Source organism: Rhodopirellula sp. J20-39 (assembly GCF_057365095.1).
Genome location: NZ_CP195123.1, coordinates 5,992,026 through 6,014,376 on the forward strand (window position 1 = coordinate 5,992,026; position 22,351 = coordinate 6,014,376).

The window sequence follows — 22,351 nt, forward strand, 5'->3', positions numbered from 1 at the left end:
ACACCGCGAGTTTATCCCCCCCGTCATCGGGTGGCAAATCCGAGCATCGACTCACTCAGGACGCCTGGCCCGATATTGAGCTCCCTAAGAACTGCACTTCCTGGCCCGCGTGTTGGCAGTCACCAACGCAGGAACACCCCCACAGTGGCGGATCAACGCGAATAACCGGTGAACAGATAAGTAGCCGGACTATACGAAATAAGCGTCTCGTTCGTATTTGCCGAAAAATTCCGGGAAAACGTCAGAAGCGTTGAAGTTTGCCAGGAAGGATGACCGATCAACCAATTACCGAGCGAATCAGCATCCCGGTGATGCGCTCGATTTACCAATCCAAAGCGTCCCTCCGAGCGATACGGAAACGACGCGGCTGCCAGATTTGCCGGCAACCACCTGTTTTAACGAAGTGTGAAACATGGACGACATTCTCAATCAACTAAACGTCTCGCGTTCGGCCAACAAGGCTCAGCGAAACTCGATGAACCGTCGTCGAGCCCATCAAAGGCTCATGCTTACGGCGTTGATCTGCGGAAGCGTTAGCTTGTCCTCGGTCGGCTGTGCATCTCGTTCGATGTCGCTGGCTTCGATGAATCCGTTCAAAGGCAAAGCTGCCGACACAACGATGAACGATTCACCCACGTCGCTAGCGGCCACAACTGGCAAAGTAGCGTCGGACGCGGCAACCGGATCAAAAAACGTCTTCCGCAAAGCATCCAGTCGACTGACAGGCATGTTCGCGGGTAAGGACAACGACGACAGCCAATCCGATCCACTCTCGCTGGAAAGCAATCCAGAAAAGCTGGACCCGGGCGTGTACGTCGCCAACGGCCAATTGTGGGAATCGACCGGCAACCTGACCAAGGCGATGGAGAGCTATACAAAGGCTCTTGAAAATTCACCGAACAACGAGCCCGCGTTGACCGCGATTGCACGCTTGCACTTCCGCGAATCCAACTACGAAAAGTCGGCTGAGTTCTTCCAAAAATCGATTGCTCAAAAGCCAAACGATGCAGCTCTGTACAACGACCTTGGTCTGACGTTGAGCAAGTTGGGTCAACATGACATGGCCGCTCAAACCTTGACCCGAGCGTTGCAAATCGCACCCGGGACTTCTCGCTATGCCAACAACTTGGCAAGCGTGCACTTTGAATCGGGCAAGAGCGACGAAGCACTTAAGGTGCTGCAGGCGAACAACAAACCAGCAGTCGCCCACTTCAACATGGCCTTCCTGCATTACAAGAAGGGTCAAGTCGCGCAAGCACAAGCACAGCTAAATCAGTCGCTGGCTCACGAGCATGAAGCGACGAGCGATCCGGCAACCAAGCGAGCGATTGATCGTTCCAAGGAAATGCTGGTTCAAATCAGTCCAGCGTCGGCGACACCATCGTCGATTGGACCGGCTGCGGGCCCAATCGCCACAATCGCGGCTGCACCTGCACACCGAGCGAACCAATCGCCGCAAGTGTTGGGGCAAGCGGTGATGAACCCCATGCAACCGCAAGCAAAGCAACCCGTTGTTCCTGGCAGCATGACTCCGGTCAGCTACCAAGACCCTCGCAGCTACATGTCGCCTAGCATGCCAACCGGCACAACCCCGCCGGCTACCGGTGCTCCACCGCAAATCAGCGTCCCACAATACGGCGCACCTGCGGCAACCACGGCTTCACCGGGGACGACGGGCACTGCAACTGCACCAGCGGACGCAGCGACACCACCCAACGCAAGCGGGTTTAGCTTGCCAAGCGGCTTTAATCTTCCCGAGTAACGGCACCGCCGCTGGAAGAAAAGCAAGCCGCTTAATCAACCTATTTTGCCGTGCTGACGAACCGAGCTTCGCGCACGACGGTGACCTTGATTTCGCCCGGGTAGGTCAGTTCTTTCTCAAACGCGGCGGCGATATCTCGGCAGATCGCAGCAGCCCGTTCATCGCTGATTTGGCCGCTGCCGACAATCACGCGTAACTCGCGACCGGCCGAAATGGCATAGGCTTGTTGAACGCCATCGAATCGATGGGCGATCGATTCGAGCTCTTCCATTCGCTTGACATAACGTTCCAGCGACTCCCGCCGAGCACCGGGCCGGCCTGCGCTGCACGCGTCTGCCGTCGCAACCAGCATTGTGTACGGGTGCTCGGTCGTGATCTCGTCGTGATGCCCCTTCGCTGCGTGCACAACTTCGTCGGATTCTTTGTTACGTCGAAGCAGATCTGCACCGATCTTTGGGTGCCCGCCTTCAAGTTCATGGTCAGCGGCCTTACCGATGTCGTGCAACAATCCACAACGGCGAGCGAGATCCCCGTCCATCCCGATCATCTCAGCCATCATGCCAGCCAGGAACGCGACTTCAACACTGTGCCGCAGCACGTTCTGGCTGTAGGAGGTTCGGAAGTGCAAACGGCCTAACATTTCGATCACACGATCATGCAGCCCGGAAACGTTCACTTCGTTGACCGCTTCCAATCCCTTCTTGACGATGAACTGCTGAATTTCTTGCCCGGTCTGTTCAACAATTTCTTCGATCTTCGAAGGATGAATCCTGCCGTCGGCAATCAACTTTTCCAATGACATTCGAGCGATCTCACGCCGGACGGGATCAAACCCGCTGACGACAACTACGCCAGGCGTATCATCAATGATCAGGTCCACACCGGTCGCTTTTTCGAACGACCGAATGTTGCGGCCCTCGCGTCCAATGATTCGTCCCTTCATATCGTCCGTCGGAACGCCGACCGTGCTTGTTGTCGTGTCGGCCGTATGCGCCGACGCGTAACGCTGCATCGCCGTCAACAACATTTCACGAGCTTGGTTATCGACCCGCTTGGTCAGTTCCCGCCGCTGCTTCAGCACGGCCGCACCGATCTCGTGTTCCAAATCTGCGTGCACCGACTCCAACAACTTCGCCGAAGCCTCGTCGCGTGACATGCCACTAAGTCGCTCAAGTGACTTCTGGTTTTCCTGCACCAGACGGTCCAACTCGGCGCGTTGTTCAGTGAGCGTACGCATTTGTGCGGCCAAGCGATTTTGGCTGCTTTCGAGACCGCGTTGGGCCTTTCGAAGGGAATCTTGGGACGCGGAAAGCTGGTCCTCCCGCGCATCCAGCTTGCGATCACGAGCCAGTTCTTTTTCTCGCATCGCCACCACCTCGCGTTCGGTGTCGGCTTTAATTGCGAGACTCTTTTCGCGGGCCTCCAGAATGATCTGCGCAGACCGGTTTTCAGCCTCCCGGCGAGCCGTATCCAAGATTGCTTCGGCTTCTTGACCTAGCTTTGCCGCCCGTTTGGCCGCTTGTCGCTGGATGTAGCCAAGGACCGCTGCAATTCCCAAGAAGAAGAAAAAGAGACAATACAGAATCGTTTGAGCGAGTTCTGGGTTCATGGTGATTTTGAGTCCGTTCCCGTTTACTCTTGGACTGAGATAACGTGAGAGCAAAAATGCCACTTACGGACCGCTGGCGTACACAAAGCATCAGCAGAAGACGACACAGGCACGGCCACATGAAGCTTGGTTCCGACGTAAATCAGGCGAAGGCATCGGTGTCAGACAATCTCTAATGAATGCGGCCTGCACCGTGACAATGTGCCACTTGGATGCCAAACTGCGACGGGGAAGAGACGTCGACGATGCGAAACGTTAGTTAGTTAATTAGTTGGGGAAGACGAAGCGACCTATCTCGAAAGAAGATCGCTCCGCGAATCTTTAGTGTAATGCACCCAACCACCTGGGGAAACGGACCGATGCCGTTCGATACGCCGCAATACCAAACACTCTTGAAAACGTTCGGGTTGCTTTGGCCTTCCCAGGCGTGCTCCGTCGGTGTCCTAATCGGTTGCAGCGGTGGTGCCGATAGCGTGGCTCTGGTCCGACTCGTTGACCAAGCGTTTCGCGAGTTTGCCACCGAGTCGGCCTCCCTTGCTAGCCGCCCTGGAACCGCACCACCATTGGTAATAGCCCACTTCAACCACCGTCTGCGCGGCAACGAATCTGACCAGGACGAAGCGTTTGTCCGCGAACTTGCCGCCTCGCTGGACCGGCCCCTCATCACCGGAACACCGTCAGCGGAATCCACCACGACATGCGACGAGTCCAGCCTTCGCGATGCACGGCGTCAGTTCTTTGTCGATACCGCTCGGCAACTTGGTTGCCGCTACATCGCTACCGCGCACACCGCCGATGACCAAGCCGAAACGGTACTCCATCACGTCCTACGCGGCACCGGATCGCAAGGGTTGACCGGGATGAAGTCCGCAACCCCCATCGCCGATGACTTCGTCGTCCTTCGTCCACTACTGGCGACACGACGCGACCAAATCCGCAGTGCGTTAGCGGAGATTGGACAAGAATGGCGAGAGGATGCTTCGAATCAAGACTCTCGTTACACGCGGAACTGGTTGCGAAACGAAATCATGCCATTGATTTCCAAACGCATCCCCCACGCTAACGAATCTCTGCTTCGATTGTCAGCCAACGAGACGATGACCCAGGACTTGCTTGCCACCTTGGCCGATCAGTGGCTCGCGGCTTTCCATCATGCTGGACCACGGGAGCGAGCTGGAAAGACATTGGTCTTTGATAAGCCAGCCAAGATCGCTTCAGCGACTAAGTGGGTGCACGCCCAGACTCTTGCGACACATCCCGCCGTGATTGCGTGCGCTTGCCAAACCCTGTTTGCCTGCATGTCGCTGTCTCGCGGTGAGATGAGTCAATCACACTGGCTTCGACTGGTCGATTGGATCCGATCCGATTCCCCTAGCCTATCGTCTCGCATTTCACGAGGACATCTTCCGGGCCACATCGAAGTGTTTGAAACTTCTAGCCGGATCGAGCTTTGGGTTCCCGACGCAAACTAACTTGCTTGGGCGTCATCACCATCCAAACATTACGGCCAACGAGTCATCAGAAACTAATCCGTTACTGATTGGTCTTTCGCTCAGCTTCGCGAACTTTTTGAATGTTGTTTTCTTTGGGTTCTGCGTTAACTGATTGGCCGATCGCAAACGCCAGACGCCCGAGCATCGCAAAGTATGTGAATGCGGCTGCCACCGCAACAAAGATGCTCACAACCGCGGTAGCCGGTGCAGCAAACCCACTAGCAAAGGCGAAGATCAGAAACGTGAAAAAGAAAATGACAGCCGACGAAAAGTAAAAGCCGCCCCATGCCTCCTCGCATCGCGTTACGCTTCGTCCCACCTCAGGCGAAAACGGCACAAAAAGGCTTTGCATGTCGAGCATCGACAACAACACAAACGGAAAAATCGCAAACAGCGAAATCATCGTAAGGCAAACCGTCGTTAACCCGGCACCGAACGCGAGCCCCCCAACGAGCAAGCCAGGAAGAGCCGCCAAAACGGCGGCCACGATGCAGAACATCGTTGGTGCCAACCATTCCGCCGGCTCCAACGCGACCGGCCAATCGGTGACCGAATCCTCTTCATTGGCGACCGATTGCATGACGGCAAAACCACAAGCCAGAACGATCGCCGCAAACATGCCGCCGGCAGGGAACATCGCCATCACCAGGGCTGGATGATCAATCGCGAGTGCGATGAATGCCACGGTCGACGCAATTGTCGAAAGCACTAACCAGTGGGCCATCACACCGATCTGCAAAAAGATCCCGAAAACGGCCTGCGCCCAATCCCGAATGCGAGGAACGTCATCGAACTTTGGCTTCGGCTGTTCGTCGTCGACCTTCGAAGCGGCCGCAAGGTACTCGTCCGCAGATTTGCGGAACGGGTCTGCCGGACGATCCGCGTTCGTCGATGCCGATGGCGTAAACGCAAAAGCCGGAGCCGTGCCCATGTCGACCTCCACTTTCTTCTTCACTCGCGGAGGCTGACCAACCCGGATCCAACTATGGCAATCCCGGCACTTGATCTGCTGCCCCGCTTTATCCGCCGTGGTGTCCGCTTGGGTACCACAGTGCGGGCAACGGACTTTGAATTTATCTGCATAGACCGGGGCCGGTTTGGCTGGTTCGTCCAGGGACGCCACCAATTCATCGTTGTCCAAGACGTTGTCAACGATCTCGACAATTTCAACATCGTCGTCGAATAAGACAAAATCATCCGCTGGCGAGTTTGCATTCTCGGCGTCGGACGCCGGTTCTTGATCTATCGCTGGATGGGTAGGGCGTGTGCTCGCAACGTTTGAGTCTGGCTTCGTTGCGGTTTGGCTTGCAAACCCCGGCACGATGAACGACTGGTCACAACTTGGGCAGGCAACACGGGTGCCACCTACATCATCCCCCACGGCGACGGCAGCCTGACATCGCGGACATTGCACCGATTGCGACAAGTCGATCTACCCCTTCAAAAAAATGAAACGACGGACAACGGAAGTTCACATTAGCGAGAACTTCCAGCCAAACCAAACAGGCTGCTTCGAAATACCTGACCGCCAGCGACGGCCATGTAAATAGGCGAAGCAATCAACACCTTCACTATTCGGCCACGACTTCAACGCAACCGTCTAATCTTGAAGAACTTCGTCTTCGCGAGCCTTGGCTGCGTCGTTGACGGTCGTTTCATACTTCTTGGTCAACTCTTGGACTTGCTCCTTGCAACGATCTCGATCGTCTTCAGTCATTTCCTTGTCTTTTTCCGCCGTATCGGCAGCCTTGTTGGCATCACGACGGATATTGCGAATGGACACTTTCGCTTCTTCGCCCAATTCCTTGATTCGCGACACCATCTTCTTGCGAACTTCAGTCGACAAAGGTGGCACGTTCAGACGGATCACACGGCCATCATTTTGTGGATTCAAGCCAAGATCGCCTGCCACGATTGCCTTTTCGATATCCTTGATCGTTCCGGCGTCGTAGGGACGAATCAAAATTTGCTGTGGCTCTGGCGTACCGATTGAAGCGAGTTGCTTCAAAGGCGTGAACGATCCGTATGCTTCGACCTTGATGGAATCGACCAGACCGGGGTTAGCCCGTCCCGTGCGAATTCCAGCGAGGTTGTTTGACAAAACCGAAACGGCTTTATCCATCCGCGATTCGGCATCCATAAGAATTTCGTCGCTGGTCATGATGGGAGTCTCCTACGAAGTGGGGTGTCAAACAGGGATTCGAAATCGTTTCAATCTTCAGAGGGCACTTTTGCCCGAAAAGCAGTCTAGCAAAGTTAGTTTTGAGAGTCTTTGGGATCACCGATCCAGGTTCCCACAGTTTCACCACGAACGGCCTTCACAATGTTGCCATCTCGCTTGAAATTGAAAACCAAAATGGGCTTACGATGCTCGCTGCACAACGCGATCGCCGTCGCATCCATCACACGCAATTTTTTCGAGATCACGTCTTGGTAGCTAAGTTGATCGTAAAGGACCGCATGCGGATTGGTCTCCGGATCATCGCTGTAAACACCATCGACACGAGTCGCCTTCAAGATCACATCGGCATCCACTTCCAAAGCTCGCTGGGCCGCTGCAGTATCGGTGGTGACAAACGGGCTGCCGATGCCACCGGACAAAATTACGATACGCCCCTTTTCCAGATGCCGGATTGCTCGCCGGCGAATGAATTTTTCAGCAACTTTGTCAACCGGCAACGCACTCATAACCCGCGTCGACAAGCCGATATGCTCCAACGCGTCCTGCAGCGCCAATGAATTAATCACCGTCGCCAGCATGCCCATGTAGTGAGCCGTGGCTTCCTGGACGGAATGATTGGCACCGGAAAACTGGGCCCCGCGAAGGATATTGCCGCCACCGTTGACGATCGCGATCTGGCAGCCCGACTCGTGTGCCTGCTTGATTTGCCGGGCAATGACGCCCATTTCGGTGTCGCTGATGCCGCGTTTGCCGGATTCGGCCAAACTTTCGCCACTCAGCTTCAAAATCACGCGGCGGTAGTGGAGGTCACTCGAACTCTGGTTACTGGAATCAGCATCGGTCGAAGAAGCGGGCACGGCTGGTGTATTTCAGTTAGGTAGGGAATATCGGCTTTCATGCTGAAAGCTCGTGACGCCCTCAACATAATGTGCCCACGAACAAATTAGAACACAGGCACTAAATAGAACACGGGCAAGACCGAGGCGACCTCTCGGGATCGGCGTCGACCAGCCATACGGAACGGAGTCCCAGGAGTTCTGGCAGGAAACCCATTTTTGCCAAAAAGGGCAATTACCGCCCAGCCCACAGGTAAACCGTGCTTGCCCTATACCTAAGATCGCTCTCGATTTCGAGAATACACTGCGACGGCACGCCCCTGGGGCCGCGGACGTACCAGCAATGGCGTGCGTGCCGGATCACTCCAACCGCGACAGAATTCCGCTGCCAAGCCGGGTTCTTCGAACCAAACGAAAACGCCAGGCCCCCAGCTACTTTGGCCGACTCCTTTCTGGCCATCCGAAAGCAACTTTCCGATCAACGCGGTGGTCTCCGGTCCGTTGTAGGCCCCACCCTGAACCGTCGCGAACAATTCACCACTGGCTCGATTGTAGGCGGTCACGGAATCGGCGAACCGACCGAAGTCCGGGTACTCAATCGCGGGAACGATTTGCTCGACCAGTATCGACCTCAGCGCATCCCGTTTGGCCTGGGTGGAGGGCAACTGGTCGAACTTCTGCTGTTCTTGTAATCCCGAAACGGTATTCGAAACGAAGGCAGAGTCCGCTTCCTCTTGTGACGACGAACATGGCAGCAAAACGACCGCACACCAAGAGTCCGGCAACTGCAAGCTCACATCCAAAGCATTCAGCGAATCCGAAGTGTTCGCCGCCAAGCCCTCAGCCAAAAATCCGCCGCGGAAATAGCCGTACGTCCCCACAGCGGATCGCAAGCCACGCTCGGCAGCGAGAATCACATGCTCATCCAAGCATTCTCCTGATTCCGAACCTAACGACAACGCTCGAAGAATCGCCTCTGAAACCGCCATCGACAGTTGAGTCCCGCTGCCTAGACCAGTGTGCGACGGTGCAACTTGAACCAACCTCACCTGAACGGCAGGCAAACCGTTTGTCGCAACTCCGCCGACTCTCGACGCCACTCGACCGGCAATGCCGTAAACTCGCTCGGTATGCTGACGAACATGATCGGGCTCTCCTACCAAACGAAACTGGTCGCTGGGCTCTGCTTTGACAATCGTTTCAGGATGACCCACCATCACGCCGCATCCGCCAAACGGTGCAGCAACATCCAATAGCCCAAAGTGCAGTCGCGCCCCAGTCGTCACTTTCACGCCCTGGATCATGACGTTGTCACGGCAGACAGTTTGCGGTCGATGTAATCAACCACCAACTCGAACGCAATTACCTCATCCGGCCCCGCTGTTTTCTCCACGGGAATGCGGAGTTCAGCGATCGATCGCTGGATAATTTCTGAATCAAGCAACCCGATTCGCGTGGCCATAATCGCAGCTTCAATTACGGCATGCTTTGCACGATTAAACCCGAAAAAGGGGCGTACGGTCCCTTCGGAAATACATTCGGCAATCAACTCGTGACGAGGCGGCGTTCCTGCATAATCCGTCACGTTGATCGCAAACCAGCGGTGGCAGTCTTTCAACCGCATGTGCTGCATCGACGCTCCTTCGGCAGCACAAACAAGGCCATCCGGTGACACCTGTCCGATTGCCGTTTTCGCCAATAAAAGTACATCGTCGGTGACATGAATCACCGCTTTGCCAACGGCCAATAAGTTCGCGCAGGTTTGTGAGCCCTCATAAGGACGCAGGCAAAATGACGGCAGATCCCCTTCGGTTTCCCCTGGCCGAACGATCGGCCCCATGGGAGCAATATTGATGACGCCGTCCGCGCTGATGGTAGTGATGATGGACTCAAGAATCATGGCACGCTCCCTCGCCGGATTGGTCGCCCGCCTGATCGTCGCACACGGGAACTCCCTCGATTCCCACTCCACTCGCGGGCGTCATCGCCGCTATCGCCGACGTTCGTTTCATAGGCGACACCGACAAGGTCGGCGGGCTAGATCGTAAACTTCCGGCCTCACTCTCGCGGCCAGGCAGACCGGAATTTGACATCCACACCACCGGGCGCCCATTACCCACCATGGCGTTGCACACACGCCGACGCCGGGCATGGTGCCGATCGACCATTCCAAAGAAATTGCGGATCAACTCATGGCCATTTTCGGTCAACAAGGACTCCGGATGAAATTGCACCCCATGCACGCAACGCGCATGATCGGCGATTCCCATCACCACTCGACTGGAATTGCTGCCCGACAGATCACTCCCCGCTGAATCCGTGCTGCTCGCTAGCGACGGCTTGGTCCATGCGGTCACCTGAAGCGACGGCGGCAATCGCTGCTCACTGACGCACAACGAGTGATAGCGTCCGACGTCAAATTCATTCGGCAAACCAGCGAAAACGCTTGTCCCATCATGCTCGATTCGACTGGCAAACGCGTGCATTGGGGGGGTAATTTCGACAACGCCACCGTAAGCTGCCGCGATTGCCTGATGGCCCAAACAGATACCCAAGATCGGTATCTCACCCGCCAATTGCTGCACCACATCAATACAACACCCGGCTTCTTCCGGCCGGTGCGGCCCCGGAGAAAGCACAATGGCTTCGGGCTGCAATTGCCAACACTGTTGGGGCGTGATCGAATCGCTGCGGACAACCCGAGTCGCCTTGCCGCCCAATCGAAGGTAACGGGCGATGTTGTGGACGAACGAGTCGTAGTTGTCCAATAAGAGAATCACTTAACCAGACGATATTTCAGCGGCGAGGTTTGGCAAACTTAATCTTTTCGATCAACTTAACCACTTGGTCACCGTCCTTGTAGCCACTCACCGCCGTGATCGCCCGAATGACATACTCGTATCGCAGGTTGTAATCCGTATCGATTTCAATTTCCGGACCTTCACCAGCTTCCTCTTCCACCGGCGTGGTCGAGCCAAGCATGCCGGTCACCTTCGCTCGCAGATTGTCGAAAGCGTCCGCTCCGTTGCCCATTTCGATATCGTTAAGCGACATTCCGGCAAGCGTCCCCTCGCCATCAGCACGCAAACGCAGTTTCAGCCCGAGGTCGGTCGGATCCACCACACCCGCGGACGTTCCCGCCAAAGGCATTTTGATGCTGAAGTCGCCTTCCATCTCGACGATTTTGAAGGTCATCACAAAGAAGATCAAAAGCAAAAACACGATATCAATCATGCTTGTCATGTTCAGCTCATTCGTTTGTCCGGATTCCCGGTTTCGAATCTTCATGAGCGATCCTCTTTCACACGCAAGGCAAAGTTTTCCAGCTTGGAATCCTGGCAAACTCGAACGACCTCTTGGATCTCGCCCGCTGCACAATTTTTGTGCCCACGGATAACCACGTTGGCATCACTCGGCTTCTTACCTTCGGCGCGAACAACAGCCAACTCTCGATCCAAGCCCAACTTCAACGTTTCAGCCGTGTAATCATCGCCGCCCAAATAGATCCGCCCATCCGAGGCAACATGCAAGATGATGGGGAACTCAAGTGCAACTTCGGGCGGCTTGACCAGCTTCGAATTGGGCAACACCACGTGATCGTTAGCTTCCGTTTGGGCGAAATTAATCAGCACCATAAAGAAGGCGATCAACTGAAAAGTCATGTCGATCATGGGCGTCATATCGCCTTCGGCCATGTCGACTTCTTGGCGTTTGACTCGCATGATTAACGGCTCCCAGCTTTCGGTGTCATGTCTTCAAACTTGCTCATCAAGTTTTCGCTCTCGACGCCAACTTCCAGCAACAAACGAGAAACTCGGTTGCGAAGAATGTTGTAAGCCGCGATCGCTGGAATCGCGACAGCCAGCCCAACCAACGTCGTGAACAACGCCGTGGAAATACCACCGGCAAGGTCAGACGGCTTCGGTGTCGCTCCACCGGTCGCAATGACCTGGAACGAGGCGATCATCCCTTGAACGGTCCCGAACAAACCAATCATCGGACTTAGGTTTCCGATCAATGCCATGTACGACAACCGGTGCTCGAGCTTCATGCTCTCTTCTTCACCGACTTCCTGCATCGCCTCGATTGCCTTGCTGTAGCCACGCGAAATCTTCGCCAACCCAGCGGCGAGCACTTGCCCCAAGACGGACTCGTCACTTTTGGCAAGATCGTAGGCACCCTGGTTATCGTTTTCCGCCAATCGCTGACCGAACTCATCGATCAAGTCCTGCGGGCAAAGCGTGTCACGGCGAGCGGCCAACATGTTCATGACGAACAACGACACAAGTGTCACCGACAACGCCATGAAGACCAACAAGTACGCCCACCCAAGCGACTCAATCACCCACCCCAGCAACGACTGATCGCTGGCGGGAGCATCTACAGCACCGGCAGGTTCCGCCGCCGCGTCAGCAGCAGCAGGCTCCGCCATCGCGGCGGGCCCGGCGGGTTCCGGTTCACCAAACTCGGCCATCGCATCATCTTGAGCCGACACGACTCCCGTGGTGATCCAACCGATGGCGTTGAAAGATAAGACCAACATCAACATCCACGCGATCGTGCGGGTGGGAAGTTTCAAACCACCGATACGTTGAGGTAAGTGTTCCATAGGTGTTCTGCTCGATGCTGAGAAAAGGGGCGTGTCGATGTTTTGATGTGAGAACCGGTTGACGAGAGGCAATGCGACGTCAACAAGCCTTGCTGGCATTCTACCGATAGAATAATCGACATTGTTGGGGTTCGCATCACCCCGCAGCGTTGGAAACGAACTTCGACCGGGTTCGAACCCAGGAAATTTGGAAAATTCAGGTCGTCCGTCCTCTGCCGTCATCACAAACAGCGGAAGCCGCATAGTGGATCGACCAATCTGCCAACCTTCGCAATCTTGTTCACCAACACAGTCTCGTTCACCAACAAGGATACAGCGTCTCCTTCACACGCGTGTACAAAGCATCCATTTTGCAACGAAACGGAACATCACAATGCTGATTACTGCTGTGCTAGATGATGTGATAGAGACTTCTAAATCCCAACGAAAAAGCTCTCGCGATAATCACGAGAGCCTTTCGTATCTGATCGTAGGCTGGCGAATCCCCCCGATAGAAACGGGAGGAATCCGCTGACAAACTACGACTTTGGTTGTTGTTGCTGCTGAAGTCCTGGACGAACTCGCTTGTTGATGTCGGTTTCAAGAACACCGAAGACGGATTCGTGACGAGCAACCGACATTTGCAATGCGGCCAACAAACGCTTCGCGGTGAAGAAGTTGACGATGATGCGTTGCTTGACTTGGATTGGATCCTTTGGCACGCCGATCGGTTGTGGGTTCAAACCGAAATCGATGATCAATTCTTCAGGCGAACCGGTTACGCGGCAAAAGTTAGCGTAGGTGGCCAGTGCGTTTTGATCTTCAACCTGAACTTGAACAGGTTGCTGCGGAGGCGTTTGAGCCTTCGCTGCAGGAGAAGCGGCATCGGCAGTGGCAGTCGCAGTAGCGGATCCGCCAGCAGCGTTTTCATTTTTTTCGTCGGCCATCAAAAAGTCTCCAAAGGTAGAGAGAAAGGAAAGTGGGTTTCGATTGCGTTGCGAGTCATGTTAAGCGTCCCCCCCAGACTGGCAACGCGTCAACGTCCGGGTACGAACAAGAATCATCTATTAAGCGGGTCTTCGTCGCGACGAGCTTCAAACAGCGTCATCTATGGAAAATAGGGGCTTTCGTTAGAACTCGAAGTTGAATGTTTTGATGATGACGCGCCACAAACGTTGGCCTAGCGACATCGGATCGACATGGATCTTCGCTGCACCTCGATATCCGGGACGAAGCGAAAGTTCATCTGCCTGCAGCGGCACTCGAGCTTGGTACGAAACGCTACGCGGACGCACTTGTCCGGTCTTGGGATCGATCTCCGTTTGCAGGTCTCCGCCTGTTTGGCTCGACATCGATGCACTAGCGGCATCCATTGGCTTTTTCGAAATCTCTTCAATGCTTCCATGAAAGGTTTTCAGTCGACTGGAATCCAGTTTTAAATCAACCGACATCTCCTCACGAACCAACTGGCGGTCGCCCTGATCGATGATCAAAACGGCTTCGAACGCGTCGGGCGCCCCGATCTCGCATACCAAGTCGTCTGCGGTCAACAGCGCCCCGCGATTTTTTGCTTGCAACGGCGTGCCAGTCCAACCAGGCAACCGCCCGTCACCCGGGTCGTTACTGGGCCTCTCCGGCGGCGGTAGGACAAATCCATCCTGCTTCGCTTTGACTGTTAGCCGATCGATCTCTTCCATCGTCTTGGATTTCAGCGAACGGATCGACTGCAGCATTTCCTCTTGGGTCTCGATCTGAGCCACGATCGCTCGATCGTCTTGGCTACGGCGTGTCAGGTTCATCAGTTGAACCTCAGCGAACCGTTCTTCACCCTGGAGATCAGCTAAGCGAATTTTCAGTTCGGGGTTATCCAAGACCGCAATGGTCTGGCCCTGGGTCACGCGTGTTCCCACCGGTACGGTTTCGACAACACGTCCGACCGCTCCGGCGTAAACGGCGCCGGCTCGGCTTGGGCGGATTTCAAAAGCGGCATCAATGTGATGCGGCAGCGGGATATAACAAACCGCCGCGATAACCGCGCCCGCCACCGCGAGCGACGTCAGAAGTGGACCACGTTTCACTTTGGCGAGTCTCCCTGGAGTACGGATGAACTTGAAGGTTTGAATGACAGGTTGAGCCACGAGCCCGGAAAATCCGATCACGGCCAGGATTCGTCCCAACGCTTGCAGGCCGTAAGGCTCAAGCACCTGCATGACGAACCATACGATCGAAAACACAACCACCCAGCGATAAATCACACTGGCGATCGTGAACATTCCAAACATGAACCGGTTACGCTGCGGCAAGAACGGGTCGTCTTGCAATTCCAAGCCAAGACAAGTTTCTTGGAACCAACGCTTGAGAACTTCCGTGGCTTTCTGGCGAAGGTTGGGAATCTCCAGATAATCCATCAGGATGTAATAACCGTCGAACCGCAGCAAAGGGTTCCCGTTGACCAACACCGTGCTGATGACGTTCAAGAACATCATGTTCAAACACAAGTCGTTGATCGTTGTACCTTGCTGGCTGAAGAACCAAACGAAGGCAGCGATCGACGCCAGAATCATCTCGACATAAATGCCCCCAGCACCGATCCAAATTCGCTTCCACTTATTGGGCAGCATCCAGGAATCGGAAACGTTGCAGTACAAACACGGCGTGAAGACCAGCAACATGAAACCAATTTCATGGCACTCACCACCGAATTTTTTACAACTCAAACCGTGGCCGAACTCGTGAACGACTTTCACGAGTGCCATCGTGGCCGCCAAAATGATCCAACGATCCGCAGCAAAGAACTGGTGGAACGTCGGCAACTTGGCATAAACGGTGTCGTACTGAGTCGCCAAAAGCAATGAAGCGGCGATCAACAAACCGGCGAAGAAAATCAGTGCAGGAACTGTAAAGATCCAGCCAAAGATTGGCAGCATCCGGTTAAGAATCCGCTCGGGATCGATCCCGCGGAACCGTACCGCAAAGACGTTGGACATTTTGCCCATTAACTCTTTGTTCTTCTTCGTCCGTCCGCGTTCACGCAGCGACTTACCTTGTCCGGGCGAATTGCTAATCACCAGTCCGCTACGGTGCAGCATCCCGATGAATTGTTGCAGGTCACCAAAGGTGATCTTCTGGGGAGCAAACCGCTGCTCGAACCCGTCCTTGATTTGCTGCAGGCTGACGTGACCGTCAAGCATGTTCAGGATGAAATACTCTTCATCATGAAAGCGAAAATACTGTAGCCCAACCGGTTCTTTAACAACCCAGTAGCCTTGGCCCTGATAGTGATGCCGGCTAGCCGATAGGTCAGGGCGTCGTCGTACCGTTAAGGCACGCGACGAACTGCTAACCAGTGATTCGGCAAGAGTAGGCATGGATGAAAGGGAGAGGGGGAATCGATTGTGCGAATGAAGTTCAACGTTGGATACAAAGCCAATTTCTGGCCAGGCAAGCTACCACCGATGCGGCTACTGGAAGATGATCTCAGCCTGCATGCCGGGCTTCACCACCCAGGCACCGTTAGTGTCTTTAATATTGTCAATATCAGCCCACACTCGGACCTGGCCTCTCAGGTTCAACTCACTGCTAACGAACCCTACCTTACCTGGGACCTCGACGGCTCCATTTTCGCTACTATCGGCAAAAACTCGAACCATCACAGGCAAGCCGGCTCGTACACGCCCATGAAATTCCAACGCATTGACCACGCCTTCGATCCGCACGCGATCCAATTGAACGATCGTCGCAATCGGTGACCCGGGCTGCACCCACTCGCCTCGCTGGGCGATCCGTGTTTCAACGTAGCCGTCAAAAGGGGCCATGATTCGCCGGCGTTTTTGTTCGTATTCCGCAATTTCACGTTCGTTACGCTTAGCGATGAACTGAGCCAAGGCAATCTTCTTTTGCATTTCAGCCAAGCTGATTCGCAATTCTGCACGCACCGCTTCGAGATCTTTCTTCTTCATTTCGTAGTAAGGAATCGCACTCTTTTCATAAAGCTCACGAAACGACTCCGCTTCAGCCTGCGCCAGTTCTTCGCTGTTGCGAGCGTCTTCTAAGTTCACGTCGTTATCGGCGTTCAGCATCGCCTCTTTTTCTTCCGCCTTCTTCAGCTCCAACGCCAACTTCGCAGATGTGTCATCCACAATCGCCAGGATGTCACCGGTGGCGATGTTCATTCCCTCTTCCAAATTCAACTCGATCAGCTTGCCTTCGACTTCGGAAGGAACGTTGACCTTGCGGATGTATTTGACCGAGCAATTTTCAGCAACGACCTGACGACTAGGCGCTGCTATGCCTTGCGAGAATGCATCTTGAGCAAAGCAGGTTGAACCGGCCGCAATACAGCCAAGCATTGCGATCGCCATGACAGGTTTGAATCGTGGAATCATAAGAGAGGGTTTCCGTGATAAGCAGTTATACGAGGACGCAGCGGGCTCGGTAAAAATTCGAGTTCGCCGACCGCGAATCAACTGGGTGCGAGACGCATGCACTGGATGAGAGACAGGATGTGGGGACAATGAGAGTTGAAAAGCGGGGACAACAAGCCGTTAGAAGATGAACTTCATGAACCACTCGTAAACTTCGTGCAGCAGAACGAAACCGCTGGAACGGCGGCCGACTTTGACGTCCGCGGTCAGCTTGGTCCCGGCACTAGGCGAAAGCTTTTGCAGTTCCGCTTGATCGGGATAGATCTTCATCTTGATGACCGAACCGTGCTCTTCGCTGGGTTCGGCTCGCAATGAAATGTTGTCAACGGGCAGTTTGCCAGGTAGCGGATGGTCGGGATCGGACGCCAAGATATACGTCACATCCAACTCCTTCGCGGAGACCTCTTTAATGTAATCATCCAAATGTCCTTCCCGTTTTTCGGGCATCTCAATTTCGACATACATCGGCTTGCTGAGGTCAGCAATTTCCATCAATACTTGCCCGGTCGAGATAGGCCGGTTGATCAACATCTTTTCGACTTCCCACGACACGACACGACCGTTGATCGGTGATCGCACGACCAAGTCGTCAGCCCGCTTTTGCTTTAATTCCAGTTTTGCGTTCTGAGCCTTCAGCTTCGTTTCCAGCTCAAACTCTTCGCCTTCCAGGGCGCGAAGGTCGTTAGGCTTCAACTCATTTCGTTTTCGCATTTGACCACGAACCCGATTCAACTCGGCTTTGGTGGTCAGGATCTGGCCCATCAACTCAGCGATTTCAACCTCGACGTCTGGGTTGATCATGCGCACCAACGGCTGCCCCGCCTCGACAACCGAGTTGTGGTCGACCAGGACTTCGCGAACTTCGCCGTCGATACCGGCGAAGATCTCGCGGCGTTCTTCCGGCTTCAGCGTGCCATCGGCCTCCAAGTCGAAATCCATTGGGATAAAGACTCCGGCTGCTACCAATCCGGCAATCAGGCCGAGAACGCCCAACGTCTTGGGAAGCGTCCGAGCCCGCAAGACCCAGGTGGCGCGACCCAGAGTACGCCAAACCGGCATCAAGAATAGGTTTGTGTGAGCTTGCGAGTTGGCGATCGCTCGGGTGCCGTGTTCATACACAAGGTCGCAGCGAGTGCGAAACACGTCCGGTGGCAGATCCGTTTCGATCTGCTCTACGATCAAGGCACCAATCACTTCACCACGGTGAGCGTTGTCGCGATCGACTTCGCCGGCCGCACCTTGTTCTTTTTCGCGTCCCAACTTCCGTTCGGGTGCACGAAGTGGAAGCACGGCCAGGTGCCGTCCGTACGACAGGTCAACGTAGTCTTCCAATGCCTCTTCGATTTGCGGCGGCAAATCTTCGGTCGATCCATCGTGCCACAGTGGTTCCCCGGCAGCGACAACTCGAGTGGCAAGATTGTTGAGCGCCGAAACAATGTTCGAACGGTTTTCAATCGTGTCTTGACCGCTGATAGCCTCAACCGTGCACTTACGGCCCTTCTTGATGGCGACACTGACACGGTCACAACCGATCAACCTACGTCCTTCGTTGGCAACAACATAGGCGGTTTCTTTCAGATCCAGCGACTCGTGAGCTGCACGGGCGAACGAATCCGCCTGTTGCCAAAGCGTTTGGCGGTCGCCGAGCTTGATCAGCTTTTGGCTACGCAACCATTCTGCGGCCAACTCACACATCTGCTGCAAGAACCGCAGATAGCCTTTCTGGGTTTCGGGAGCCGTGTCGGGACGTTGAAAGATTTCAATCAAACCGTCTTTTTGACCATCGTGCTCCAGAGCTCCCAACACCAACAAGTACCGAGTCGGGTTCCCTTCAGCGTCACCGTCAGTTGTACCGCTATAGGGCGGAATCAAAACAGATTGCCCTGCATTGGCCGCCCGCTGAATTAGACGTTTGTGGCGAGTCGCGTCCTCGCTGTCCTCCGCCAAGATGGCTGGTTCAGCATTGATTTGGTACTGCAAACGCAGTTGTTTGTCTTCGTCGAGCAGCCAGATCGCTCCACCCGCAGCGGCCAGCGCCGTGATGATTCGCGAGAGTAGCTCTGGATAAAACTCCGCCGCGGTTGAACCGCTTTTGGTCAGCGCAGCAATCTCGTTGACCAGACCGCGGATCTGTGCCTTGGTTTCTTCGACGGTTTGTTGGTTGACCGACATAGGCGTGAATCTGTGCGCTTCGTGCGAAAGGAGAGGGGGTTCATCAATGACGAGTTCACAGGACGTTAGTTAAAAAACCGCCCCCCTCGCTATCCGAAGTTCGCCAAATCAGGCGGATCCAACTGCCACTCTTCCGATCGCAACGCTTAGCACGAACCGCACGAATGGTTCGAAAAAGCGAGAAAAGTAGGTCATTGGGGATACGAGGGATGCATAATCTCTAACTAGGACTGGACCATTTATACATTTCGTATAACCTATTGTCTAGTGGTTTCTCCCCCCGAGCAGGCCCGCAAACTCCCCCAGCCCGCTGTTTCCTTTAACTCGCCGCGCCCGGTAGTCCGCTTGAATCTGCCTTTGAAACCACTAACCGACCATTTGCCTGGGCACGCCACACCGGCCGAAAAAGCTGAGGCGGCGACGGCGGACCACACGCTCACCCTGCTGCAACAGGAACTGAACCGGATTCAGCGGTCGATGCGATTGTCGCTGCAGGCGCATCTGCAAGGATTTACGGGCCGCTCGATGGGCTCGCTGGACCTGAACCGGGAGTTTGCCAAGTCAATCCAGTCGATTTTAGATCAGCACGGCTTCCGTCTGAGCTGTCAGCAGTGCGGCCACCCCGCCATCATGCGAGTCAGCCCTCGCAAGGGGATGAGCGACGGAGCGTTCGTTTTCGACCATACGATCGACGGTCGCCGAACGTTTCACGGCGGTTCCGCAACGGTTCCCACGATTCACCTGGTTGCTAAACCGGGCCGCAAGCGGAACTAGCCGATTTCCCGCTGCAAATCGTCAAACGCCACGCTCATTTGCTGACGATAGGCGTTGGGATCGCCCGCGACTTCTTGCCAAATCGCCAGTTTTTGCGATTCAAAATCGATCGATCGCTCAGGATTTCCACTCAAATGGTCTCGCAACTGAACCATCTGGTCCAGCATTCGAGAACCTTGGGAAACCAGATAAACACGGTGAGTCGGGCAACCGTGACGCGGCTTTTCCAAAAACCGGTCCGCTATCGAACCGCGTGCGACGGAATTCGCCCACGATGGGGAGGAACTCTGTCCAAGCGGAAACTCAGTTTCTCGGAAATTCAGCCCTTCGATCAATCTCGCGGAATCTCCCAAATCGACCGGGTCAGCAACGATCGCCACCACGTCGATTACCGGACGAGCCACCATACCGCTGACCGCCGTGGCTCCCACATGCTCGACGCCGACGACTCGTCCCTCACAACACTGCAGGATCCCACTGCGGGTTTGCTGAAACTCCTGTCGCCACCGAGCATCGTAGTGCATAAGCCGGATCTCGTCGGGCGAGCCAGCCGATTCGCTATCGAGCCATTCAGGTTGCATTCCGACGGTCCCACGGGGTCGTGTAATTTCAGCGGTTGGCAAGTTCGGCTACAACGTAACAGAACTCACACCATGTTTCTGGCATCTCCGATGCGGCTCTCCCTTGCCACCGCCCACGCGGCGGGACGATGCTCGCGAGCCCGTTTCAACCGCCCCTTTCGCCCACACACCGATCGCCGTGAACTCTGATAGCAACTCTAGCTCTGGAACAAGTACCGCCCCCAAGCCGCTTGTCGGCGTCATCATGGGAAGCCGCAATGACTGGAGCACCATGTCACACGCCTGCGCGGCGTTGGAGCAACTTGGCGTGCCCTACGAAAAGTCCGTCGTATCGGCTCACCGAACACCTGAGCGAATGTTCCAGTACGCTCGGACCGCGAAAGACCGTGGTATCCAAGTCATCATCGCCGGCGCCGGTGGAGCGGCTCACTTGCCCGGCATGGTTGCCTCTGAAACGATTCTGCCAGTGATTGGCGTCCCGGTTCAAAGCCGTGCCCTGCAAGGCCTCGACTCTCTATTGTCGATCGTGCAAATGCCCGGCGGCATTCCCGTTGCCACGATGTCGATCGGAAACTCGGGAGCCAAGAACGCTGGCATCCTGGCGGCACGCATCCTGGCTTTGCTAGACACTGACCTGTCCGACCGAGTCGCCGCCTTCGTTCAACAACAACACGACGATGTGGTCGCCAACGCCGACCTCAGTGACCTCTCTACCGAATCCGGCTCATGACCCAAACCAACTCTCAACCCAACAAAGAGACTAACGTTCAGCCAATTCTTCCCGGTGCCACCATTGGCATGGTCGGCGGTGGCCAACTCGGCCGCATGTTTGCCATGGCCGCCGCCAAGTTGGGCTACCGCGTTGGCGTGTTCTGTGGCAGCAGCGATGAGCCAGGCGCTAGCGTGGCCTCGTTCACCGTGTGCGGTCCACTGGAAGACCACTCCGCGATCGAGAACTTCGCCCGCCGCTGCGACGTCATCACTCTTGAGTTCGAAAATATCCCCGCCGAGACGATTGCCGTTTGTTCGCGTCACGCACCGACCTATCCCGATGCGTCCGTGCTCGCGACCGCTCAAGATCGCTGGGTCGAAAAGTCGACGCTACGCGATACCGGCCTACCAGTCACTCCCTTCGCAGCCGTAAACACAGCAACGGACGCGATCGAGGCCGCGGAGATCCTCGGCTGGCCGATCATCGTGAAAACGCAACGCAGCGGGTACGACGGCAAAGGCCAACACCGACTTGCTGACCAAGCCGCTACCGAACATGTCGACTGGGAAGGCGGCGGCGACTGGATCGCCGAAGCGATGATCGGATTCGACCGCGAAGTGTCCGTCGTGGTCGCCCGTACCGCTGACGGCCGCACGTCGACATTCCCCGTGTTCGAAAACGCTCATCGCAATCATGTCCTCGACCTGACCACGATCCCCGCCGCCATCGACGAAGCAATCGAAACCGAAGCGAGACGCATCGCCATCGAAGCCACAGAGTGCCTAGGTGTGGTCGGATTGCTTTGCGTTGAAATGTTCGTTTCCGGTGATCGCATCCTGATTAACGAAGTGGCGCCCCGCCCCCACAACTCGGGTCACGTCACGATGGAAGCCTGTGCGACCAGTCAGTTTGAACAGCACGTTCGGGCGATCTGCGGCTTACCGCTCGGCGATACCCAAATGATCGTTCCCGCCGCCGCAATGATGAACTTGCTAGGCGACTTGTGGGAAACCGAAGCTGGATCACCCAACTGGCCCGCTATGCTAGAAACAGCGGGCGTGTCACTGCACCTATACGGCAAGCACGCCGCCCGCCCAGGTCGCAAAATGGGGCACATCACCGGCGTTGGAAACTCGATCAAAGACGTCGTCGCCAAGCTGGAACAAAGCCGTAACGCGGCCCAACCCCATCAGAAGTAACAACCGACGATCGCGATTC

At 55.4% G+C, this 22,351-nt stretch carries 20 protein-coding genes; 5 read left to right on the forward strand and 15 right to left on the reverse strand.

Going from position 1 to position 22,351, the window contains the following annotated elements:
* Window positions 1-412: 412 nt before the first annotated feature.
* Window positions 413-1,762, forward strand: coding sequence for a tetratricopeptide repeat protein (locus ACR3ZL_RS21830; protein ID WP_473650973.1), 1,350 nt, complete (start codon window positions 413-415; stop codon window positions 1,760-1,762).
* Window positions 1,763-1,802: 40 nt separating this feature from the next.
* On the opposite strand, the gene rny is transcribed toward ACR3ZL_RS21830, so the two are convergent.
* On the reverse strand, window positions 1,803-3,371 hold the full coding sequence (gene rny / locus ACR3ZL_RS21835; protein ID WP_473650972.1) for a ribonuclease Y: 1,569 nt from the start codon (window positions 3,369-3,371) through the stop codon (window positions 1,803-1,805).
* A 329-nt stretch (window positions 3,372-3,700) separates the two neighbouring features.
* Between rny and tilS the strand changes: the two genes are divergently transcribed.
* The gene (gene tilS, locus ACR3ZL_RS21840) at window positions 3,701-4,843 is read left to right on the forward strand and encodes a tRNA lysidine(34) synthetase TilS (RefSeq protein WP_473650971.1); all 1,143 of its coding nucleotides are present in this window, start codon (window positions 3,701-3,703) and stop codon (window positions 4,841-4,843) included.
* A 61-nt stretch (window positions 4,844-4,904) separates the two neighbouring features.
* On the opposite strand, the gene ACR3ZL_RS21845 is transcribed toward tilS, so the two are convergent.
* The 13 genes from ACR3ZL_RS21845 to ACR3ZL_RS21905 all read right to left on the reverse strand — a co-directional run bounded on the left by ACR3ZL_RS21845 (window position 4,905) and on the right by ACR3ZL_RS21905 (window position 19,066).
* Entirely contained in the window at window positions 4,905-6,290 is a 1,386-nt protein-coding gene (locus ACR3ZL_RS21845) for a hypothetical protein (protein WP_473650970.1), read from the reverse strand.
* Between the two features lie 174 nt (window positions 6,291-6,464).
* Window positions 6,465-7,025: a ribosome recycling factor gene (gene frr / locus ACR3ZL_RS21850; protein ID WP_473650969.1), complete on the reverse strand. Its 561-nt coding sequence runs from the start codon at window positions 7,023-7,025 to the stop codon at window positions 6,465-6,467.
* A 95-nt stretch (window positions 7,026-7,120) separates the two neighbouring features.
* Complete coding sequence (gene pyrH, locus ACR3ZL_RS21855) at window positions 7,121-7,903, reverse strand: UMP kinase (protein WP_473650968.1); 783 nt, start codon at window positions 7,901-7,903, stop codon at window positions 7,121-7,123.
* Window positions 7,904-8,157: 254 nt separating this feature from the next.
* Window positions 8,158-9,174: a beta-ribofuranosylaminobenzene 5'-phosphate synthase gene (locus ACR3ZL_RS21860; protein WP_473650967.1), complete on the reverse strand. Its 1,017-nt coding sequence runs from the start codon at window positions 9,172-9,174 to the stop codon at window positions 8,158-8,160.
* 8 nt (window positions 9,175-9,182) lie between these two features.
* Window positions 9,183-9,782 (reverse strand): DUF447 domain-containing protein, encoded by a 600-nt coding sequence (locus ACR3ZL_RS21865; protein WP_473650966.1) that lies wholly within the window; start codon window positions 9,780-9,782, stop codon window positions 9,183-9,185.
* Window positions 9,772-10,662, reverse strand: a complete 891-nt coding sequence (locus ACR3ZL_RS21870) for an anthranilate synthase component II (RefSeq protein WP_473650965.1) — start codon at window positions 10,660-10,662, stop codon at window positions 9,772-9,774. The genes ACR3ZL_RS21865 and ACR3ZL_RS21870 overlap by 11 nt, the downstream gene beginning before the upstream one ends.
* A 16-nt stretch (window positions 10,663-10,678) precedes the next feature.
* The gene (locus ACR3ZL_RS21875) at window positions 10,679-11,170 is read right to left on the reverse strand and encodes an ExbD/TolR family protein (protein ID WP_473650964.1); all 492 of its coding nucleotides are present in this window, start codon (window positions 11,168-11,170) and stop codon (window positions 10,679-10,681) included.
* Entirely contained in the window at window positions 11,167-11,604 is a 438-nt protein-coding gene (locus tag ACR3ZL_RS21880) for an ExbD/TolR family protein (RefSeq protein ID WP_473650963.1), read from the reverse strand. Before ACR3ZL_RS21880 ends, ACR3ZL_RS21875 begins: the two co-directional genes overlap by 4 nt.
* A gap of 2 nt (window positions 11,605-11,606) precedes the next feature.
* Window positions 11,607-12,431: a MotA/TolQ/ExbB proton channel family protein gene (locus ACR3ZL_RS21885; RefSeq protein ID WP_473653491.1), complete on the reverse strand. Its 825-nt coding sequence runs from the start codon at window positions 12,429-12,431 to the stop codon at window positions 11,607-11,609.
* 578 nt (window positions 12,432-13,009) lie between these two features.
* Window positions 13,010-13,417, reverse strand: a complete 408-nt coding sequence (locus ACR3ZL_RS21890; RefSeq protein WP_473650962.1) for a DUF3467 domain-containing protein — start codon at window positions 13,415-13,417, stop codon at window positions 13,010-13,012.
* Between the two features lie 183 nt (window positions 13,418-13,600).
* Window positions 13,601-15,838 (reverse strand): hemolysin D, encoded by a 2,238-nt coding sequence (locus ACR3ZL_RS21895; RefSeq protein ID WP_473650961.1) that lies wholly within the window; start codon window positions 15,836-15,838, stop codon window positions 13,601-13,603.
* 93 nt (window positions 15,839-15,931) lie between these two features.
* Window positions 15,932-16,855: an efflux RND transporter periplasmic adaptor subunit gene (locus tag ACR3ZL_RS21900; RefSeq protein WP_473650960.1), complete on the reverse strand. Its 924-nt coding sequence runs from the start codon at window positions 16,853-16,855 to the stop codon at window positions 15,932-15,934.
* A gap of 159 nt (window positions 16,856-17,014) precedes the next feature.
* A complete protein-coding gene (locus ACR3ZL_RS21905) occupies window positions 17,015-19,066 on the reverse strand; it encodes an efflux RND transporter periplasmic adaptor subunit (protein ID WP_473650959.1) in 2,052 nt (683 codons plus the stop codon).
* A gap of 357 nt (window positions 19,067-19,423) precedes the next feature.
* On the opposite strand from ACR3ZL_RS21905, the gene ACR3ZL_RS21910 reads away from it, so the two are divergent.
* Entirely contained in the window at window positions 19,424-19,840 is a 417-nt protein-coding gene (locus ACR3ZL_RS21910) for a hypothetical protein (RefSeq protein ID WP_473650958.1), read from the forward strand.
* Here ACR3ZL_RS21910 and ACR3ZL_RS21915 read toward each other — a convergent pair.
* Entirely contained in the window at window positions 19,837-20,421 is a 585-nt protein-coding gene (locus ACR3ZL_RS21915) for a GrpB family protein (protein ID WP_473650957.1), read from the reverse strand. The two genes, ACR3ZL_RS21910 and ACR3ZL_RS21915, sit on opposite strands and share 4 nt — an antisense overlap.
* A gap of 244 nt (window positions 20,422-20,665) precedes the next feature.
* Here ACR3ZL_RS21915 and purE point away from each other — a divergent pair, with 244 nt between their 5' ends.
* Together purE and ACR3ZL_RS21925 are read left to right on the forward strand one after the other, a co-directional pair.
* Window positions 20,666-21,151, forward strand: coding sequence for a 5-(carboxyamino)imidazole ribonucleotide mutase (purE, locus tag ACR3ZL_RS21920; RefSeq protein ID WP_473653490.1), 486 nt, complete (start codon window positions 20,666-20,668; stop codon window positions 21,149-21,151).
* Window positions 21,148-22,332, forward strand: coding sequence for a 5-(carboxyamino)imidazole ribonucleotide synthase (locus ACR3ZL_RS21925; protein WP_473650956.1), 1,185 nt, complete (start codon window positions 21,148-21,150; stop codon window positions 22,330-22,332). Before purE ends, ACR3ZL_RS21925 begins: the two co-directional genes overlap by 4 nt.
* The last annotated feature ends 19 nt before the right edge of the window (window positions 22,333-22,351 follow it).

Bases quoted from the DNA above. Each gene is read 5' to 3' on its own strand.
- ACR3ZL_RS21830 (WP_473650973.1), top strand. From the start codon at position 413: ATGGACGACATTCTCAATCAACTAAACGTCTCGCGTTCGGCCAACAAG.
- rny (WP_473650972.1), bottom strand. From the start codon at position 3,371: ATGAACCCAGAACTCGCTCAAACGATTCTGTATTGTCTCTTTTTCTTC.
- tilS (WP_473650971.1), top strand. From the start codon at position 3,701: ATGCACCCAACCACCTGGGGAAACGGACCGATGCCGTTCGATACGCCG.
- frr (WP_473650969.1), bottom strand. From the start codon at position 7,025: ATGACCAGCGACGAAATTCTTATGGATGCCGAATCGCGGATGGATAAA.
- ACR3ZL_RS21865 (WP_473650966.1), bottom strand. From the start codon at position 9,782: ATGATTCTTGAGTCCATCATCACTACCATCAGCGCGGACGGCGTCATC.
- ACR3ZL_RS21875 (WP_473650964.1), bottom strand. From the start codon at position 11,170: ATGAAGATTCGAAACCGGGAATCCGGACAAACGAATGAGCTGAACATG.
- ACR3ZL_RS21880 (WP_473650963.1), bottom strand. From the start codon at position 11,604: ATGCGAGTCAAACGCCAAGAAGTCGACATGGCCGAAGGCGATATGACG.
- ACR3ZL_RS21885 (WP_473653491.1), bottom strand. From the start codon at position 12,431: ATGTTGATGTTGGTCTTATCTTTCAACGCCATCGGTTGGATCACCACG.
- ACR3ZL_RS21890 (WP_473650962.1), bottom strand. From the start codon at position 13,417: ATGGCCGACGAAAAAAATGAAAACGCTGCTGGCGGATCCGCTACTGCG.
- ACR3ZL_RS21895 (WP_473650961.1), bottom strand. From the start codon at position 15,838: ATGCCTACTCTTGCCGAATCACTGGTTAGCAGTTCGTCGCGTGCCTTA.
- ACR3ZL_RS21900 (WP_473650960.1), bottom strand. From the start codon at position 16,855: ATGATTCCACGATTCAAACCTGTCATGGCGATCGCAATGCTTGGCTGT.
- ACR3ZL_RS21905 (WP_473650959.1), bottom strand. From the start codon at position 19,066: ATGTCGGTCAACCAACAAACCGTCGAAGAAACCAAGGCACAGATCCGC.
- ACR3ZL_RS21915 (WP_473650957.1), bottom strand. From the start codon at position 20,421: ATGCAACCTGAATGGCTCGATAGCGAATCGGCTGGCTCGCCCGACGAG.
- purE (WP_473653490.1), top strand. From the start codon at position 20,666: ATGGGAAGCCGCAATGACTGGAGCACCATGTCACACGCCTGCGCGGCG.
- ACR3ZL_RS21925 (WP_473650956.1), top strand. From the start codon at position 21,148: ATGACCCAAACCAACTCTCAACCCAACAAAGAGACTAACGTTCAGCCA.